Genomic DNA, 17,428 nt, shown 5'->3' with positions numbered 1-17,428 from the left:
TGATATAATAGAAAGAAATGAAAGAGGAGGGATTATGATGATGAAAAAGAAAGTCCTCACCGTTTTATGCGGCGCCTGGCTCATGGGGGCCGCCGCCATGGCCGCTTCGCCGGCCGTCATCCAGGATGCGCCCAAAGCCGTGTATACCCATAGCGATGGCAGCGTCCTCAGTATCCAATACCCGTCCATCACGATGACGGAAAATGCCGGAGCTGCCCAGCTGATAGCCCAGTATTTTGCCGATGAACAGCAGCAGGCCAAGACCTTTTTCGACCAGCAGGGCAATAAAGGCGTCAAATTGACGGAAGAGAAGACCTACACCGTCACCTTGAACGACGGCAAATATTTGTCCTTCCTCGATGAAGGCTATCTCTATTTCGACAGGGCTGCCCATCCGACCAGCTGGAAGACCGGCGTCGTCTTCGATATGGTGACGGGCAAGCGCATCACCAACTGGCGTGACCTGGTTAAACCGGGCGATGAAAAGTATTTCACCCTCAAGAAAATCACCAATAAACTGACCCTGAGCGGCCACGTCCTGTCGACGTACCTCAACGGCCTGACAGAAGACCCGAAGAATTTCTATCTCGACAAGAGCCGCAATATCCACTTCGTCTTTGGCCAGTATGAGGTAGCACCGTATTCGTCGGGCATCATCGATATCAATATGGGCAGACAGGCAAAATAAGTCATAAAATAATCTTGCTTTTTTTAGGCCAGTATGATATTATAAGCGTGTCAAAATCATTAGTAAGAATTATTCGTTAATATGTTAATTCAGGAGGAAAAACACATGGATAAGTACGAATGCAGCATTTGCGGTTATATTTATGACGAAGCTGAAGGCGACGCAGACAACGGCGTAGCAGCAGGCACGAAATTCGCTGATCTCCCGGCAGATTGGGTATGTCCGACCTGCGGCGCTGATAAAGACGCTTTCGTAAAAATGGATTAATTAGTTTGTAGTATAGAGTTTGTAGTTTGTAGCAGATGGTTTCAAATTTTTAACCGGCTGCTAACCACTAGCCACTAGCTGCTAACCACTCAAAAAGGTCCTGTCGCTATGCGACGGGACCTTTTTATTGACAATATCCCGGAAGCACGATACAATGATTACTGTTAGACATAAATATTCGTCATGTTTCACATGATTTTGCAGGGGGTGCTTCTGTGAATTTAAAATATGTCAAAGGCAGTTACATGGATGAAATCATGTACGAAGGCCGGCCTGTCCTGTTTACCCTCGATGGCCTCGAAGAAGGTCATGAAGAGGAAGCACAGCAGTACGGTGAAAAAGTTTGGAACTGGGTTTTGGCGCACCGCTCCCGTGTCATCGCTCATGCGCCGCTGATTGCGAATTTCAAGAACAAGAAATGGCGCTCTGACGGCGAACCGGAAGTGACAGCGAGGAAATCCGCAGTTATTTAAGTCGCATCACTTCGATTTATGCTACTTATAAGAAAGGCTTCGACGTATTCTTCGATACCAATGACGTATTCGATGAACGGTCCATCGTCATCAGCATGGGCAAGAATTTCTTCTTTGAAGGCTTCAAACTCTTGTAATCCTGTCATATTGTAGAATCACCGAGAATGTGGTAAAATAAGGAATAATCATTGATAGCGAGGTGAATATCATGGCAAAACACATCATTACAATCAACACAGAATCGATCCAGAAGACGGCACAGCACGCTGGCTGCAGCGAATGCCAGACGTCCTGCCAGTCCGCTTGCAAAACTTCTTGCACTGTTGGCAATCAGATCTGCACAAAATAAGTTACGTGAAGGAAAAGGGGCGTCGCTCACGCGGCACCCCCTTCTTTTTGTATGGAGGAAACATTATTCATGGCTGAAATTAAACCAATGATTCATAAATACTGTCAGAACGGGACGTACATGCTCCTCGACGTCAACAGCGGCATCATCAACGTCATCGACAAGATGACCTACGATGTACTCGACGTCTATGACGGTACCAATAAAGACGCTGTCTATCAGGCCTTTGCCGGGACGTATGATAAAAAGGATTTGGACGAAACCCTGGGCGAACTGGATGAGCTCATCGAAAAGGAAATGCTCTTTGCACCGATGACGGAAAACTTCAAGGTCGTCGCCGAAGAAGAACCGGTCATCAAATCGCTCTGCCTGAACATTGCCCACGATTGCAACCTGCGCTGTCAATACTGCTTTGCCTCCCAGGGCGATTACGATACGCACAAGCGGGAACTCATGAGCTTCGACGTAGCCAAACACGCTGTCGACCTGCTCATCAAGAGCACCGAAGGCAAACGCCAGCACTGCGAAATCGACTTCTTCGGCGGCGAACCGCTGATGAACTTCGGCGTCGTCAAGCAGACCATCGAGTACATCCGGGAACAGGAAAAGATCCACGATAAAGTATTCAAGCTGTCCCTGACGACGAACGGCATGCTCCTCGACCCGGCCAAGGTCAAGTATTTGACGGATAATCACATCAGCCTCATCCTGAGCCTCGACGGTCGTCCGGAAGTACACGACCGCATGCGTCCCGATGCCGGCGGTCACGGCTCGTACAAGACCTGTGCCGACAATCAGGTCTATGCGGCGAAACACCGCAACGGTGAAGAATATTACGTCCGCGGGACGTATACAAAATACAATCTCGATTTCACCAAAGACGTAGAACACATGGCTGACCTCGGCTTTGAAGGCCTGTCCATGGAACCCGTCGTCGGCGACGACTTGTCCTATGCCATCACCGATGATGACTTGCCCCGCATTTATGAAGAATACGACCGCCTGGCCGATTTCTACCTGAAACGCATGGATGAAGGCCGGCCCTTCATTTATTACCACTTCATCATGGACCTCTATCGCGGTCCCTGCATCGCCAAGCGCCTGCGCGGCTGTGGTGCCGGCCATGAATACATGTGCGTCGTCCCCAACGGCGACATCTATCCCTGTCATCAGTTCGTCGGCCAGGACGACTATGTCATCGGCAACGTCTATGACGGCGTGACCAATACGGAACTGCCGCCGCTCTTCCGCGACATGCACGTCCTCAACAAGCCCATCTGCTGCGACTGCTGGGCCAAGTTCTTCTGCAGCGGCGGCTGCCATGCCAATAACATCAAGTACGGCGGCAACATCCAGACGCCGTATGAACTGAGCTGCAAGATCCAGAAGAAGCGCATCGAATGTGCCATGTACATTCAGGCCGTCCTGGCTATGCGCGGCCAGAAAGCCCGCCTCTTCGGGGACCCGGAAGAAAATTGTGAAGGATGCGGCGCCTGTGAATAAGCTGACCAAGCTCATGAAGCTCAAGGTCTTCTTATGGATCGTCGTCTATGCCTATTTACTCTATGCCATCGTCGTCGACGGCCCGTCGGCAGGTCTTCTAGGCCTGCTGGCGGCAGCTGTCGCCGTCTGTGTCATGCAGGTATGGATGCATAGCAAGGCCCGGGCCCGGTGGATGCATAATAAATTTGATAAAAAATAACCAGAAACGCTACTAAATAGGTTGACTTTGTGGCGTTTATAGAGTACATTAAGAACAGTCCAGTAAGTGTATCTAAATGGTACACTTTATCAATACAAAAATTCGCGCTCTGTCCTGCTGTGCAGGGGAGAGGTGAAACGTATAACTTATGTAGGAGTGATACTGATGAGTGAATTATTAAGAGTAGAAGGCTTGCACATCGCTGTCGAAGGCAAAGAAATCCTCAAAGGCCTCGACCTGACGATCAACACAGGCGAAACACATGTCATCATGGGTTCCAACGGCGCCGGCAAATCGACGCTGTTCAATGCCATCATGGGCAACCCGAAATACGTCGTCATAGCCGGCAAGATCTTCTTTGAAGGCAAAGATATTACGGAAGCTCCCGTCAATGAACGCGCCAAAGCAGGTATCTTCATGGCCTTCCAGCAGCCTATCGCCGTCCAGGGCATTTCCGTTGAAAACTTCATCCGCAACGCCAAGAGCACCGTATCGGGTCAGCAGCAGCGCATCATGCCTTTCCGTAAGAAGCTCCACGCCCAGATGGAACAGCTGAAGATGGATAAGTCTTATGCTGAACGCTATGTCAATGACGGCTTCTCCGGCGGCGAACGGAAAAAGACGGAAATCCTCCAGATGTGCATGCTCGAACCGAAACTGACCATGCTCGACGAAATCGACTCGGGCCTCGACGTCGATGCCGTCCGCATCGTATCGGACACGGTATCCAAGTACCACAATGAAAACAATTCCATCCTGGTCATTACCCACCACAGTGAAATCTTGCAGCACTTGAAACCGGATTTCGTCCACATCCTCATCGACGGCAAGATCGTCAAGACCGGCGATGCATCGCTCATCCAGGCTATTGAAGCCAACGGCTACGACGCATACAAAGGATAGTAGGAGGTACAGCTATGGCTGATAATAAAGAAAAGCTGGTCGATCAGGAAAAAGAAAAACTGGTCGAACAGAAAGAAGAAAAAATCGCTGAAGAACGCCAGAAGATCGATACCTTCGCCGACTTCGGCAACATGTATAACTTTAAGAAAGATTTTACCTATTCCTATAAGACCGATGCCGGCCTGACGGAAGACATCGTCCGTGAAATTTCGGAAAAGAAACACGAACCGAAGTGGATGCTCGATTTCCGCCTCAAATCGCTGGATATCTTCAACCACATGGAATATCCCGACTGGGGCCCGGACATCAGCGAACTCGACATGGACAACATCGTCACTTATGTCCGCCCGAACGCTCAGATGAAAGCTGACTGGAACGACGTCCCCGATGACATCAAAGACACCTTCGACCGCCTGGGTATCCCGGAAGCCGAAAAGACGTCCCTCGCCGGCGTCGGTGCCCAGTACGACTCGGAAGTCGTCTACCACAGCATCCAGGACGAACTGGTCCAGCAGGGCGTCGTCTATACCGACTTCGATACGGCCCTGGAAAAATATGAAGACATCGTCAAGGCTCATTTCATGAAGCTCGTCCCGCCGACGGACCACAAGTTCGCCGCCCTGCACGGTGCTGTCTGGTCCGGTGGCTCCTTCGTCTACGTCCCGGCCGGTGTCGACGTCTCCATCCCGCTGCAGAGTTATTTCCGCCTCAATGCGCCGGGCGCAGGCCAGTTTGAACACACGATGATCATCGTCGAAAAGGGAGCGAAAGTCCACTTCATCGAAGGCTGTTCGGCTCCGAAATACAATATCGCCAACCTCCACGCAGGCTGCGTCGAATTGTTCATCGGCGACGATGCATCCCTGACCTATTCGACCATCGAAAACTGGTCTAAGAACATGTACAACCTCAATACAAAGCGGGCCATCGTCGGCAAGAACGGCACCATCAACTGGGTCACGGGCTCCTTCGGTTCCCATACGTCGTGCCTCTACCCCATGAGTATTCTCCAGGGCGAAGGCGCACACTGCGAATTCACAGGCGTCACCTTTGCCGGCAAGGGCCAGTACCTCGATACGGGTTCGAAAGTCGTCCACAACGCACCGAACACGACGAGCAACATCAATTCTAAATCCATCAGCAAGAGCGGCGGCGTCTGCATCTATCGCGGCAGTGTCGTCATCAACCCGCCGGCTGACGGCGCCAAGGCCAACGTCAGCTGCGAATCGCTCATGCTCGACGAACAGTCGCAGTCCGATACGATCCCGGCTATCGTCGTCAAGAACGACAACATCGACCTCGGCCACGAAGCTTCTATCGGCCGTATTTCCGACGAAGCTATCTTCTACCTCATGAGCCGCGGCCTCAGCGAAGATGAAGCGCGGGCTATGCTCGTCCGGGGCTTCGTCGAACCGGTATCCAAGGCACTGCCTTTGGAATATGCCGTCGAAATGAATAACCTGATCAATCTCGAACTCAAAGGTTCGTTGAAATAGGGGAGGAGGAACATCATGGCAGTAAAGACAGAAAAAATCCAGTACAACCAACTCCCGCGCCCGACCTTCCGCTGGATGAAGGTCAATCACCTGGAATTGGACCCCTTGAAAGCCCAGGCTGCTCCGGCTTATACGCCGGAAGAACGCCACGACGGCGACGCAGCGGTGATCTTCTATGAAGGCAATCAGATGCCGGGCCTCGGCGATTTCCAGGGTTCCAATGCGGAAGAACTCCAAAAAGCACTGAACCAGGCCAATTCTGGCTGCGCCGTCAGCGTCGGCGAAAACCAGAAAGGGTCGGTCCATTTGAAATACAGCCTCAGCGAAGCGATGCCTCAGCTCACGGCTCAGCTCAAAATCGAAGCCGCTGCCCACAGCGATTTGACGGTCTACCTGGAATTTGACGGCAGTGCCGATGACGGCTCAGTCAACTTCCTCACTTACGTCAAGACCGGCGAAGGGGCTCACGTCAAAGTCAGCAAGGTCCAGCTCAACGGCGAAAACGTCCGCCACGTCGAACACCGCTACGGCGATGCCGGCAAAGAAAGTACGATCGACTACGTCAGTGCCGAACTGGGCGGCAAGGCAGCTATCGTCTATTACAAGACAGACCTCATGCACGATGAAAGCAATTTCAACAGCCAGGCCATGTACCTCGGCCATGACGACCAGGTCGTCGACTTCTCTTACTGGGTTCCCACACAGGGCGTCAAGACCAATACGGACATCTTGACGACAGGCGCCCTCCTCGATACGTCGAAGAAGTTCTTCCGCGGTACTATCGACTTCCTCCGCGGCGGCAAGAAAGCCGTCGGTTCCGAATCGGATACGTGCATCCTGCTCAGCCCGAAGGTCCATTCCATTTCCGTACCGCTCCTCCTCTGCAAAGAAGACGACGTCGTCGGGAACCATGCTTCCAGTGCCGGCCAGATCGATAAGGACAAGCTCTTCTACCTCATGAGCCGCGGCTTTAATGAAACCGGCGCCCAGCTAATCATCGTCGAATCGAATATCCGCCCGGTCATCGACGCCCTGGGTGATAAAGATTTAGAAAATAAAGCGCTCCAGGCTGTACGCGAAAAGATGCAGTTCTGCCGCAAGAAAGGTGATTGCCATGCTAAATGTACGCAAAGATTTCCCCATCTTGACTAAAGCCCATAATAGACATCAGATCGTTTACTTTGATAACGCTGCGACGACGCAGAAACCGTACCAGGTCATCCACGCCATCGTAGACCTCTTGGAACACCACAACGGCAATCCCCATCGCGGTGCCCACGTCCTCAGCATCGAAGCCGGTGAATTGTACGACGAAGCCCGCGAAGCAGTCCGCAAATTCATCAACGCCGCTTCGACGGAAGAAGTCATCTTCGTCCGCAATACGACGGAAGCGCTGAACCTCGTAGCTCGCAGCTATGCAGAACCGCGCCTGAAGAAAGGCGACAAGATCGTCATCCCCATTTCGGAACACCATTCCGACCTGGTCACGTGGCAGCGCGTCTGCCAGAAGACCGGCGCCGTACTCGATTATATGTACCTCGACGAAGAAGGCCACTTCACAGAAGAAGACCTGGCTAAAATCGACGACAAGACGAAAATCGTCGCCTTTGCCGCTGTCAGCAACGTCTTCGGCATGAAGCGCCCGGTCAAGGAAATCGTCGCCAAAGCCCATTCCGTCGGAGCCATCGCCATCGTCGACGGTGCTCAGTCGACACCGCACATGAAGACCGACGTCCAGGATATGGACTGCGACTTCTTCGCCTTCTCGGGCCACAAGATGTGCGGTTCTGCCAGCACGGGCGTCCTTTACGGCAAGAAAGCCATCCTGGAAGGCATGGAACCGTTCCTCCTCGGCGGCGACATGATCGAATATGTCAAGGAACAGTCGACGACCTTTAACGAACTGCCCTTCAAATTCGAAGCCGGTTCCCAGAACGTCGAAGGTGCCGTTGCTCTGCACGCTGCCATCGACTATTTGCAAGACCTGGGCATGGACAACATCGAAGCCCATGAAGAAGAACTGACCCGCCACTGCCTGGAAGGGATGAAGAAAATCCCTCATATCCACATCATCGGCAGTACCGACCCGGCTGAAAAAACCGGCGTCATTACCTTCACCATCGACGGCGTCCATCCCCATGACGCAGCGACCATTCTGGACAGCTTCGGCATCGCCATCCGTTCGGGCCACCACTGCGCACAGCCTTTAGGCGCTCACTTGGGCGTAGAAGCCTCGAACCGCGCCAGCTTCTATATCTACAATACCCTGGAAGAAGTCGACTACTTCCTGGAAAAACTGCCCCTCGTCCGCAAACAGATGGGCTTTAAAGATTAAGGAGATAGAAAGTCATGGAAAATATGAACGAATTGTATTCCGACATCATCTTGGAACACAATCAGTGTCAGGAAAATAAACATCCCCTGGAAGATGCCAACCTCAGCGAACACGGCCACAACCCGAGCTGCGGTGACGACATCACCCTCCAGGCCGACATCCAGGACGGCGTCATCAAAGACGCTGCCTATACGGGCCACGGCTGTGCCATCAGCCAGGCTTCAGCGGACATCATGATCGACCTCATCAAAGGCAAGACCGTCAAAGAAGCCCTGCGCCTGGTCGACCTCTTCCTGGATATGATCAAACGGGAAGTCACCGACGATGACCAGTTGGAAGAACTGGAAGACGCCATCGCCCTGAAGAATATCTCCAACATGCCGGCCCGCGTCAAATGCGCCGTCCTGGCATGGCATACCCTGAAAGATGCCCTGGAACGGGAAGAAAAGTAGCCGCTAGCAGTTAGCTGCTAGCGGCTCGTAGGGGACGCCCAGAGGGCGTCCCGCTTGTGGGAATCCCATAAATCAAAAGAGGCTGTTGCATTAAGCACATGTTTTTGCTTAATGCAACAGCCTCTTTTTCGTGTACAGAGATTCAGGCGGGCCGCCAGCCTCTGCTGTCCGTTCCAGCAACCGTCCTGCGCCTTCCGTGGGTCGGCCCCTGACGGGCTGGAAAGGCTTTTAGGACGGCCCATGCGGTGCTTGCGGCCTGCAGGCTGCGAGCCACGAACCACTAGCCACTGACTTTTTCATCCACGCTGCCTTTCCACTGGATGAGGATGAAGGCGATGAGGGCGATGGCGAAGGCGATGATGCTGGTCATCTGGGCCGATTTCAGGCCCAGCGTCAGGTTGACGTAGTCGCCACGGAGGAATTCCAGGAAGAAGCGTTCGACGGCGTAGAGCATGACGTACAGGCAAAATACCTGGCCCTTCTTGTGGGGGAAGCAGCTGTAGAGGAGCAGCGCGACGAAGACCAGGACGTCGATCTGACCTTCCCAGACTTCGGCCGGCCACAAGGCTGATTGCCATACGTGTGATAGGCCAGGGTCGTGTCGGGATAGACGATGCCGAAGTCACCGCCTGTGGGATGGCCGAAGGCGTCGCCGTTCATGAGGTTGGCCATGCGCCCGATGGATTGGCCCAGGATGATGGACGGTGCCAGGAGGTCGGCAAAGGCCCAGGTGTCGATGTGATGGTACTTCGTGTACAGGATGCCGGCTACGGCGCCGAAGAGCAGGCCGCCCTGGATAGCCATGCCGCCCTGCCAGACGTAGGGGATTTCCGTCAGATGGTTGTGATAATAGGCCCAGTCGAAGAAGAAGACGTCCCATAGACGGCCGCCGACGATGCCCGACAGGCCGCAGTACATGGTGAAGTCAAAGATGTGGACGTGCCAGCCCCGGCCGTCGCGTTTCATGATATAGTAAGCCGTAATGCCGGCAGAAACGATACCCAGCATGAATAACAGCCCATAGGCCCGGATCGGGAAGGAACCGATAAAAAATAGATATTGATGCAATATAAAACACCCCTTTGTTGTGGTATAATGAAACAATGTGAACGGAACATGAAAAGGTTCACGGTTACCATAGAATTATACAGGATTGAGGACTTTTTTCCAATCCCCGTGAGGAGCAAATGACGATGAAATACAACCATGTTATGCGGACGTCCTGTCTGGCCGCCTTGATCTGTCTGTCCCTGAGTGCTGTTTCCTGGGCCAATGGGCCGGCTGCGGACAGCGCCAAGGCGTCGGACCCGGCCTTCAGTGTATCTACCGTAGCCAATCCTATCCCTGATGAAGCCATCAAAGACCTGGAAATCGTCGAAGACCAGGGGCGCTGGCTCGTCTCTGACAAGGCGCTGGAACAATACGGCATCCGTGAAGCCGACCACGCCAAGGGGACCTACTGGTTCCGCCTGCCGAAGGCCCAGAACGGCTCGACGGCCTGGCAGAACGAAAACGTCCAGCTGACTCTGCCAGGACGAGCAGTCAGCGGCGGCCGGACCATCAATATCCGCCATGTCCGCCGTCCCCTGGGCATCAGCTACGTCCTGGGCAACGGGACGACAGAAAAGAACGAACTCCTGCCGCCATCCCAGCCCGTCCATACGGTACCGGAACTCCGCCAGGTACAGGACGCAGTACCGGCAGCGGCTAAGGAAGGGAAGATGGGGACCGTCCTCTTTTGGGACCCTGTCATGAAGGAAGACGCCAGCCTGCCGTCTTTGCAGACCCGTCAGCCCGTCATGTCGCCCTGTGCTTTCCGCCTGACGGAAAGCGGCGTCGAACTGCGCAATCCCGACTTCGATATGCTGGCTTCGACGTATACCAGCAAGGGATACGTTATGTGGCCTTTGATCGACAACAATTTCAACCCCAAACTGACCCATCAGGTCCTGAGCAACAGCCGTCTCCAGGACACGATGGTCCGCCAGCTCGTCGGCTATGCCTTATTATATGATTTCAAAGGCTATAACATCGACTTTGAAAACGTCAATTACAGCGATAAAGATGCTCTGACGGTTTTTGTGGCCAAACTGTCCCAGGCCTGCCATGCCTATGGTATCCAGCTTTCCATGGATGTCACGCCCGTCTCGGACAGCCCCAACTGGTCCCTGGTCTATGACCGGGCGGCCCTGGCTCCGCATCTCGACTACCTCATGGTCATGGCCTATGACCAGTTCGGCCGGGCCAGCACGACAGCCGGCCCTGTCGCTTCCTATCCCTGGGTCGAACGGGCTGTACAGAATACGATCGATCTCGTACCGCCGTCGAAAGTCCTGCTGGGCATGCCGTTGTACATGCGCTTGTGGTATGAATCCAGCGATGGCCGCGATTTGCCGAAAGACATCCACGACTGGCCGGCTGTCGTCGGCGCACCGCCGGCAAAGGGCGTGAAATACAGCGAGGCCAGAGAAGAAGCAGCTGAAGAAGCGGCTGGGCCGATGCTGGTCCAGGTCGTAACGGCGGAACAGGAAAATGTCCGTCGGGCCAAACAGCCGGTCATCATGCCTGTCGAACTCGATGGGGAAACGTATAAGCGCCGTGTCCTGCCGCGTCGTATCAGGACGGCACCCAAAGCTGCAGCCACGGCTCCGGCGCGCAAGAGCGGCGGCAAGGGCAAGCTCTTCGTCCGCACGTTGACCATGGCCGACAGCGAAGACATCCTCAAGGCCTATAAGGACTATGTCGTCTGGAACGATGATCTGCAGCTCTATTATCTGGAACTGCCGCTGACGACGGGGACCGTCAAGATCTGGTTTGAAGATGAAAAGTCACTGAAAGCCAAAGCCGGCCTGGTCCAGACCTATGGTTTGGGCGGCGCTGCCTTCTGGCGCAAAGGCTTTGAACCGGCACATTTTTGGCAGCGTTTTGCAAAACATGAATTGACTTGACGACGCCCTGCCACTATAATAATACTCAAGACGCTGTAGTACAGTCTGTCTGTATTTTGACTGGGGCAGGATAGGAGGCTCTCACAATTGGAAAAGTATATTCCACAGGAAATAGAAAAGAAATGGCAGCACGTATGGGAAGAAAGTAAATGCGACTGCTGCACCGAAGACAACGGCAAGCCGCCGTACTACGTATTGGAAATGTTCCCGTATCCGTCGGGTAACCTGCACATGGGTCATGTCCGCAATTACACGATTGGTGACGTCATTGCCCGTTATCGCCGCATGAGCGGCTATAACGTCTTGCATCCTATGGGCTATGATGCTTTCGGTATGCCTGCAGAAAACGCAGCTATCAAACACAATATCCCGCCTGCAGAATGGACATACAGCAATATTGAAAACATGACACGCCAGCAGAAAGCCCTGGGCCTGTCGTATGACTGGGACCGCGAAGTCGCTACGTGCCACGAAAAATACTATAAATGGACGCAGTGGATCTTTGAACTGCTCTACAAACGCGGCCTGGCTTACCGCAAAGAAGCTAAAGTCAACTGGTGCGAAAAATGCAACACCGTATTGGCCAACGAACAGGTCATCGAAGGCAAATGCTGGCGCTGCGACACACCGGTCGTCAAAAAGGACTTGAAACAGTGGTTCTTCAAAATCACCGACTACGCAGACCGCCTGCTCGACGATCTGAAACTCCTGCCGGGCTGGCCGGAACGCGTCAAGACCATGCAGAAGAACTGGATCGGCCGCAGCGAAGGCTTGGAATTCAGCTTCGACATTCCCAGCCTGAAGGAAAAAGTCGCCGTCTACACGACGCGTCCTGACACGATTTACGGTGTCACTTTCGTCGTCCTGCCGCCGGAACATCCGCTGGTCCACAAGATTTTGGAAAACAATCCCAAGAAAGCCGAACTGGAAGCATTCTGCGAAAAAGTACGCAATACCAGCGATATCGAACGGACGAGCACGGAATCGGAAAAAGTCGGCATGTATACCGGCATCGACTGCGTCCATCCGCTGACGGGCAAGAGCGTCCAGATTTGGATCACCAACTACGTCCTCTACGATTATGGTACCGGCGCCGTCATGGGCGTACCGACGGGTGACCAGCGTGACTGGATGTTCGCTACGAAATACAACATCCCGAAGATCATCACTTTGCAGCCGAAAGACCACGAACTGAAGCTGGAAGAAATGGACCATGCCTATGAAGACAAGGACGGCGTCCTGGTCAATGCCGGTCCTTTCACGGGCATGGAAATGCATAAAGCCATGAAAGCCATCATCGACTACATGGAAGAAAAAGGACTGGGGAAACGCCGCGTCAACTATCGCCTGCGCGACTGGCTCATTTCCCGTCAGCGCTATTGGGGCGCTCCTATCCCTATCATCTACTGCCCGAAATGCGGCGAACAGCTTGTACCGGAAGACCAGCTGCCGGTCAAGCTGCCGGAAGACGTCAAGTTCACGGCTGGCGCCGTATCGCCGCTGGCTACGAGCGAACACTTCGTCCACTGCACGTGCCCGAAATGCGGCGGCCCGGCTACGCGTGAAACGGATACCATCGATACCTTCGTCTGCTCGTCGTGGTACTATCTCCGCTATACCGATGCCCGCAATGATGAAAAAGCCTGGGATCCGAAGAAAGCCAACCATTGGATGAACGTCGACCAGTATATCGGCGGCATCGAACACGCCATCCTGCACCTCATGTATTCCCGTTTCTTCATGAAGGTCTTCTATGACGCCGGCCTGGTCAACAATGTCGAACCTTTCGAACGCCTGCTGACACAGGGCATGGTCCTCCTCGACGGCAGCAAGATGAGTAAGTCCAAGGGCAACATCGTATCGCCGGAAGAAATCATCGCCAAATACGGCGCCGATACGGCCCGCCTGTTCATCCTCTTCGCGGCTCCGCCCGAACGCGACCTGGCCTGGTCTGACCAGGGCGTCGAAGGCTCTTACCGCTTCCTCAACCGCGTATGGCGCATTGTCCATCAGTTCCAGGACTTGGTCAAAGACGGCCTTGAAGGGACGGACTATACGGAAGCCGAAAAAGAACTGCGTTTCCAGGAATTCAAAGCCATTGCCAAGGTCACAGAAGACGTCCGCGGCACAGACGGCAACTACGGCCTCAATACGGCTGTCAGCTCGATCATGGAATATGTTAACGCCATGCATGGCTATGTCGGCGCTAACAAGACCATCCACAAGGCCGTTGCCCTGGAAGCCAACAAGAACCTGCTCAAGCTCCTGGCTCCCTTCACACCGCATATTACGGAAGAACTCTGGCAGAAATGCGGCTTTGAAGGCAGCGTCCATGCCCAGGATTGGCCGGAAGTCGACAAATCGGCTCTCGTCGTCGATGAAATCGAACTGCCTGTCCAGATCAACGGCAAAGTACGCGACCGCCTGACCGTAGCCGTCGACATCGACAAAGATGCCTTGCAGGAAAAAGTCCTGGCTTTACCGCACATCCAGGAATTCATCGGCGATAAGAAAGTAGTCAAATTCATCGTCGTACCGAAGAAAATCATCAACATCGTCATAAAATAAGTAGAGGCTCGCACGTGACGAGCCCGCCGGCCGCAGTTCGCAGTTTTGCCTCCCCTGATAGGGGAGGTGGCCTGAAAGGCCGGAGAGGTTGGGGTTAGCTATAAGCTGATGGCTAGCCACTGACAACTAACAGATATGGGCGCCCCGCGTGGCGCCCCTACAGTAAAAGGGCTTGTCGAAGTACGACAAGCCCTTTTACTTTGTACTTCTTTGAACTTAGTCTTTTCCTCAGAAAGGAGCCTTGTATGAAAGCATTTAAGCCATGGCCGGACCGTATCGTCCGCCAGAACACCTGTATGAATACGCGGGCTTGTGCCGTCTTAGTGCCGATTATCTACAAAGACGGGGAAGAACAGGCCGTGTTTGAAGTGCGCAGCAGCAAGCTGGGCTGGCAGCCTGGCGACGTCTGCTTCCCCGGCGGCCGCATCGACGACGGCGACGACAGCGCTCTGGAAGCGGCCCTGCGGGAGACGAAGGAGGAACTCGGCGTCGACCCATCCCATATCCACGTCTGGGGCCCCCTGGACTACATGGAATCACCTGTAGGCGTCACCGTATGGCCCTTTGCCGCCTATATGGATACAGATGACTTCGTCCTCAACCGGGGCGAAGTGGACCATACCTTTACGGTCCCTCTGTCCTGGTTCGATGAGCATGAACCGGAAATCGGCCGCGTCGAACTGGCTACCCGGCCGGCACCGGGCTTTCCCAAGGGCCTGGATATTTCCCATCAGACAGGCTGGAAACAGCGCCGGACGTATAACGTCAAGATTTATACGTATGAAAATTATAAAATCTGGGGAATTACGGCACACATCCTTGACAACTTCCGGGGTATCCGTGCTATAATACAACCGTAAGCTTTCCTTAATATTTGTAACCAGTATAGTTAGGTATACGTACAAAAGCGTATACGGAAAAGCAAGGCGTACTCTGTCAAGAAGATTTTAATCTTTTTGCCTCCATTAGTACAAAAAAGTCTTGTTAAAGTTTTAGGATGAGAAAATGGAATAGTGATATTGTGCTTTATAGGCTTTTTGCTATTGATTTAACATGTGAAAAGTTGTACAATGCATTTGTAAGCACTGAGACGGTGTGAATATATATCCAGACAGAATTTACTGTAAGGAAATGTATCGCCTCGATGTTCAGGTTTTTATCTTATGGCTTTACTAAACTAACTATACACTAAGGAGAGTGGAAACATCATGGATTTTAACTTAACAGATATTCAACAGGACTTCTTAAAACTCGCTCATGATTTCGGCGAAAAGAAATTAGCTCCGACCATTACGGAACGCGACCACAAAGGTATTTATGACAAAGACCTTATTGATGAACTGCTCAGCCTCGGTATTACCGGCGCTTACTTCGAAGAAAAATACGGCGGTTCCGGCGATGACGGCGGCGACGTTTTGAGCTACATCCTCGCTGTTGAAGAATTGGCTAAATACGACGCTGGTGTTGCTATCACCCTGTCGGCAACGGTTTCCCTTTGCGCTAACCCGATTTGGCAGTTCGGTACAGAAGCTCAGAAAGAAAAATTCCTCGTTCCTTTGGTTGAAGGTACTAAACTCGGTGCTTTCGGCTTGACCGAACCGAACGCTGGTACTGATGCTTCCGGCCAGCAGACTGTTGCTGTTAAGAACGACGACGGCACATACACGCTGAACGGCTCCAAGATTTTCATCACCAACGGCGGCGCTGCTGATATCTACATCATCTTCGCTATGACCGACAAGAGCAAAGGCAACCACGGCATTACAGCTTCATCCTCGAAGACGGCATGCCTGGCTTCACTTTCGGTAAGAAAGAAGACAAGATGGGCATCCATACTTCGCAGACCATGGAACTCGTATTCCAGGACGTCAAAGTTCCGGCTGAAAACATGCTCGGCGAAGAAGGCAAAGGCTTCAAGATCGCTATGATGACTTTGGACGGCGGCCGTATCGGCGTTGCTGCTCAGGCTCTCGGCATTGCAGAAGCTGCACTGGCAGATGCTGTTGAATACTCCAAACAGCGTGTACAGTTCGGCAAACCGCTCTGCAAATTCCAGTCCATTTCCTTCAAACTGGCTGACATGAAGATGCAGATCGAAGCTGCCCGTAACCTCGTTTACAAAGCTGCTTGCAAGAAACAGGAAGGTAAACCCTTCACCGTTGATGCTGCTATCGCAAAACGCGTTGCTTCCGATGTTGCTATGCGCGTAACGACAGAAGCAGTCCAGATCTTCGGCGGCTATGGCTACAGCGAAGAATATCCGGTTGCTCGTCACATGCGCGATGCTAAGATCACTCAGATCTACGAAGGCACGAACGAAGTTCAGCTCATGGTTACAGGCGGTGCTCTGTTAAGATAAGTGAAGTTTATGATGCAGGCTTGGCATCAGCCAAGCCTGTTACATAAAAAAAGATTTTAGGAGGCAAACGTAAATGGAAATATTGGTATGTGTCAAACAAGTTCCGGACACAGCAGAAGTTAAGATTGACCCCGTAAAACATACCGTCATTCGTGCTGGTGTTCCTAACATTTTTAACCCCTTCGACCAGAATGCTCTGGAAGCAGCTCTTCAGATGAAAGATGCTGACAAAGACGTAAAGATTACGTTACTCTCGATGGGTCCTGATCAGGCAAAAGACGTTCTTCGTGAAGGCCTCGCAATGGGCGCTGACGATGCATATCTTCTGTCCGACCGCAAACTCGGTGGTTCCGACACGTTAGCTACGGGCTATGCTTTGGCACAGGCTATCAAAAAAATAGCTGCTGACAAAGGTATCGAACAGTTCGATATCATCCTTTGCGGCAAACAGGCTATCGACGGCGATACCGCTCAGGTTGGCCCGCAGATCGCTTGCGAACTCGGTATTCCTCAGATTACGTATGCCCGCGACATCAAAGTCGAAGGCAACAAAGTTACTGTTCAGCAGGAAAACGAAGAAGGCTACATCGTAACGGAAGCTAACTTCCCGGTATTGATTACCGCTGTTAAAGACTTGAACGAACCGCGTTTCCCGACCATTCGTGGCACCATGAAAGCAAAACGCCGCGAAATCCCGAATTTGGACGCTGCTGCTGTTGCAGCTGATGACGCTCAGATCGGTTTGTCTGGCTCTCCGACTAAAGTCCGCAAGATTTTCACACCGCCTCAGAGATCCGGTGGTCTCGTTCTCAAAGTTGAAGATGACAACGAACAGGCAATCGTCGACCAGATTATGGAAAAACTGGTTGCCCAGAAAATCATTTAATC

Annotated in this window: 16 protein-coding genes and 2 pseudogenes; 16 read left to right on the top strand and 2 right to left on the bottom strand. The window is 52.8% G+C overall.

All coding sequences use genetic code 11. From position 1 onward, the window contains the following. Nucleotides 1-37: 37 nt before the first annotated feature. From NM10_RS04820 to NM10_RS04810, 3 genes are all read left to right on the top strand, one after another. Nucleotides 38-688 (top strand): RsiV family protein, encoded by a 651-nt coding sequence (locus tag NM10_RS04820; RefSeq protein WP_020310474.1) that lies wholly within the window; start codon nucleotides 38-40, stop codon nucleotides 686-688. Nucleotides 689-793: 105 nt separating this feature from the next. After that, complete coding sequence (locus tag NM10_RS04815; protein WP_014017078.1) at nucleotides 794-955, top strand: rubredoxin; 162 nt, start codon at nucleotides 794-796, stop codon at nucleotides 953-955. Nucleotides 956-1,170: 215 nt separating this feature from the next. Beyond that, nucleotides 1,171-1,428, top strand: coding sequence for a hypothetical protein (locus tag NM10_RS04810; protein WP_020310473.1), 258 nt, complete (start codon nucleotides 1,171-1,173; stop codon nucleotides 1,426-1,428). Here the strand turns inward: NM10_RS04810 and NM10_RS14460 are convergent. Next, nucleotides 1,425-1,574 (bottom strand): hypothetical protein, encoded by a 150-nt coding sequence (locus NM10_RS14460; protein WP_239639614.1) that lies wholly within the window; start codon nucleotides 1,572-1,574, stop codon nucleotides 1,425-1,427. The genes NM10_RS04810 and NM10_RS14460 overlap by 4 nt on opposite strands. A 62-nt stretch (nucleotides 1,575-1,636) precedes the next feature. On the opposite strand from NM10_RS14460, the gene scfA reads away from it, so the two are divergent. From scfA to sufU, 8 genes are all read left to right on the top strand, one after another. After that, the gene (scfA, locus tag NM10_RS13255) at nucleotides 1,637-1,777 is read left to right on the top strand and encodes a six-cysteine ranthipeptide SCIFF (protein ID WP_014017076.1); all 141 of its coding nucleotides are present in this window, start codon (nucleotides 1,637-1,639) and stop codon (nucleotides 1,775-1,777) included. 69 nt (nucleotides 1,778-1,846) lie between these two features. Beyond that, nucleotides 1,847-3,280, top strand: coding sequence for a thioether cross-link-forming SCIFF peptide maturase (gene scfB, locus NM10_RS04805; protein ID WP_020310472.1), 1,434 nt, complete (start codon nucleotides 1,847-1,849; stop codon nucleotides 3,278-3,280). Further along, nucleotides 3,273-3,479 carry a hypothetical protein gene (locus NM10_RS04800; protein ID WP_020310471.1) on the top strand — a complete coding sequence of 69 codons (207 nt, stop codon included), beginning with the start codon at nucleotides 3,273-3,275 and terminating at the stop codon, nucleotides 3,477-3,479. Before scfB ends, NM10_RS04800 begins: the two co-directional genes overlap by 8 nt. A gap of 165 nt (nucleotides 3,480-3,644) precedes the next feature. Further along, on the top strand, nucleotides 3,645-4,382 hold the full coding sequence (gene sufC, locus NM10_RS04795) for a Fe-S cluster assembly ATPase SufC (RefSeq protein ID WP_020310470.1): 738 nt from the start codon (nucleotides 3,645-3,647) through the stop codon (nucleotides 4,380-4,382). A gap of 131 nt (nucleotides 4,383-4,513) precedes the next feature. Beyond that, nucleotides 4,514-5,878: a Fe-S cluster assembly protein SufB gene (gene sufB, locus NM10_RS04790; RefSeq protein WP_204365344.1), complete on the top strand. Its 1,365-nt coding sequence runs from the start codon at nucleotides 4,514-4,516 to the stop codon at nucleotides 5,876-5,878. A 15-nt stretch (nucleotides 5,879-5,893) separates the two neighbouring features. Next, nucleotides 5,894-7,030 (top strand): SufB/SufD family protein, encoded by a 1,137-nt coding sequence (locus NM10_RS04785; protein ID WP_020310468.1) that lies wholly within the window; start codon nucleotides 5,894-5,896, stop codon nucleotides 7,028-7,030. Continuing rightward, on the top strand, nucleotides 6,993-8,213 hold the full coding sequence (locus tag NM10_RS04780; protein WP_020310467.1) for an aminotransferase class V-fold PLP-dependent enzyme: 1,221 nt from the start codon (nucleotides 6,993-6,995) through the stop codon (nucleotides 8,211-8,213). The genes NM10_RS04785 and NM10_RS04780 overlap by 38 nt, the downstream gene beginning before the upstream one ends. A gap of 14 nt (nucleotides 8,214-8,227) precedes the next feature. Beyond that, on the top strand, nucleotides 8,228-8,665 hold the full coding sequence (gene sufU, locus NM10_RS04775; protein ID WP_020310466.1) for a Fe-S cluster assembly sulfur transfer protein SufU: 438 nt from the start codon (nucleotides 8,228-8,230) through the stop codon (nucleotides 8,663-8,665). 280 nt (nucleotides 8,666-8,945) lie between these two features. Here the strand turns inward: sufU and lgt are convergent. Beyond that, nucleotides 8,946-9,733, bottom strand: a pseudogene (lgt, locus tag NM10_RS04770) (prolipoprotein diacylglyceryl transferase). 125 nt (nucleotides 9,734-9,858) lie between these two features. Between lgt and NM10_RS04765 the strand changes: the two are divergent. The 5 genes and pseudogenes from NM10_RS04765 (at nucleotide 9,859) to NM10_RS04745 (ending at nucleotide 17,426) form a co-directional block, all read left to right on the top strand. Then, nucleotides 9,859-11,613: a glycosyl hydrolase family 18 protein gene (locus NM10_RS04765; RefSeq protein WP_020310465.1), complete on the top strand. Its 1,755-nt coding sequence runs from the start codon at nucleotides 9,859-9,861 to the stop codon at nucleotides 11,611-11,613. Nucleotides 11,614-11,700: 87 nt separating this feature from the next. Next, a complete protein-coding gene (leuS, locus tag NM10_RS04760) occupies nucleotides 11,701-14,181 on the top strand; it encodes a leucine--tRNA ligase (RefSeq protein ID WP_020310464.1) in 2,481 nt (826 codons plus the stop codon). Nucleotides 14,182-14,426: 245 nt separating this feature from the next. Then, a complete protein-coding gene (locus NM10_RS04755) occupies nucleotides 14,427-15,041 on the top strand; it encodes an NUDIX hydrolase (RefSeq protein ID WP_020310463.1) in 615 nt (204 codons plus the stop codon). 348 nt (nucleotides 15,042-15,389) lie between these two features. Further along, nucleotides 15,390-16,540, top strand: a pseudogene (locus NM10_RS04750) (acyl-CoA dehydrogenase). 73 nt (nucleotides 16,541-16,613) lie between these two features. Then, a complete protein-coding gene (locus NM10_RS04745; protein ID WP_020310462.1) occupies nucleotides 16,614-17,426 on the top strand; it encodes an electron transfer flavoprotein subunit beta/FixA family protein in 813 nt (270 codons plus the stop codon). Nucleotides 17,427-17,428 lie beyond the last annotated feature (2 nt).

Source organism: Megasphaera sp. NM10, from assembly GCF_000417505.1.
GTDB lineage: Bacteria > Bacillota > Negativicutes > Veillonellales > Megasphaeraceae > Megasphaera > Megasphaera intestinihominis.
Note: the sequence above shows the minus strand (reverse complement) of the source record. Positions and strands in the feature narration are given on the sequence as shown.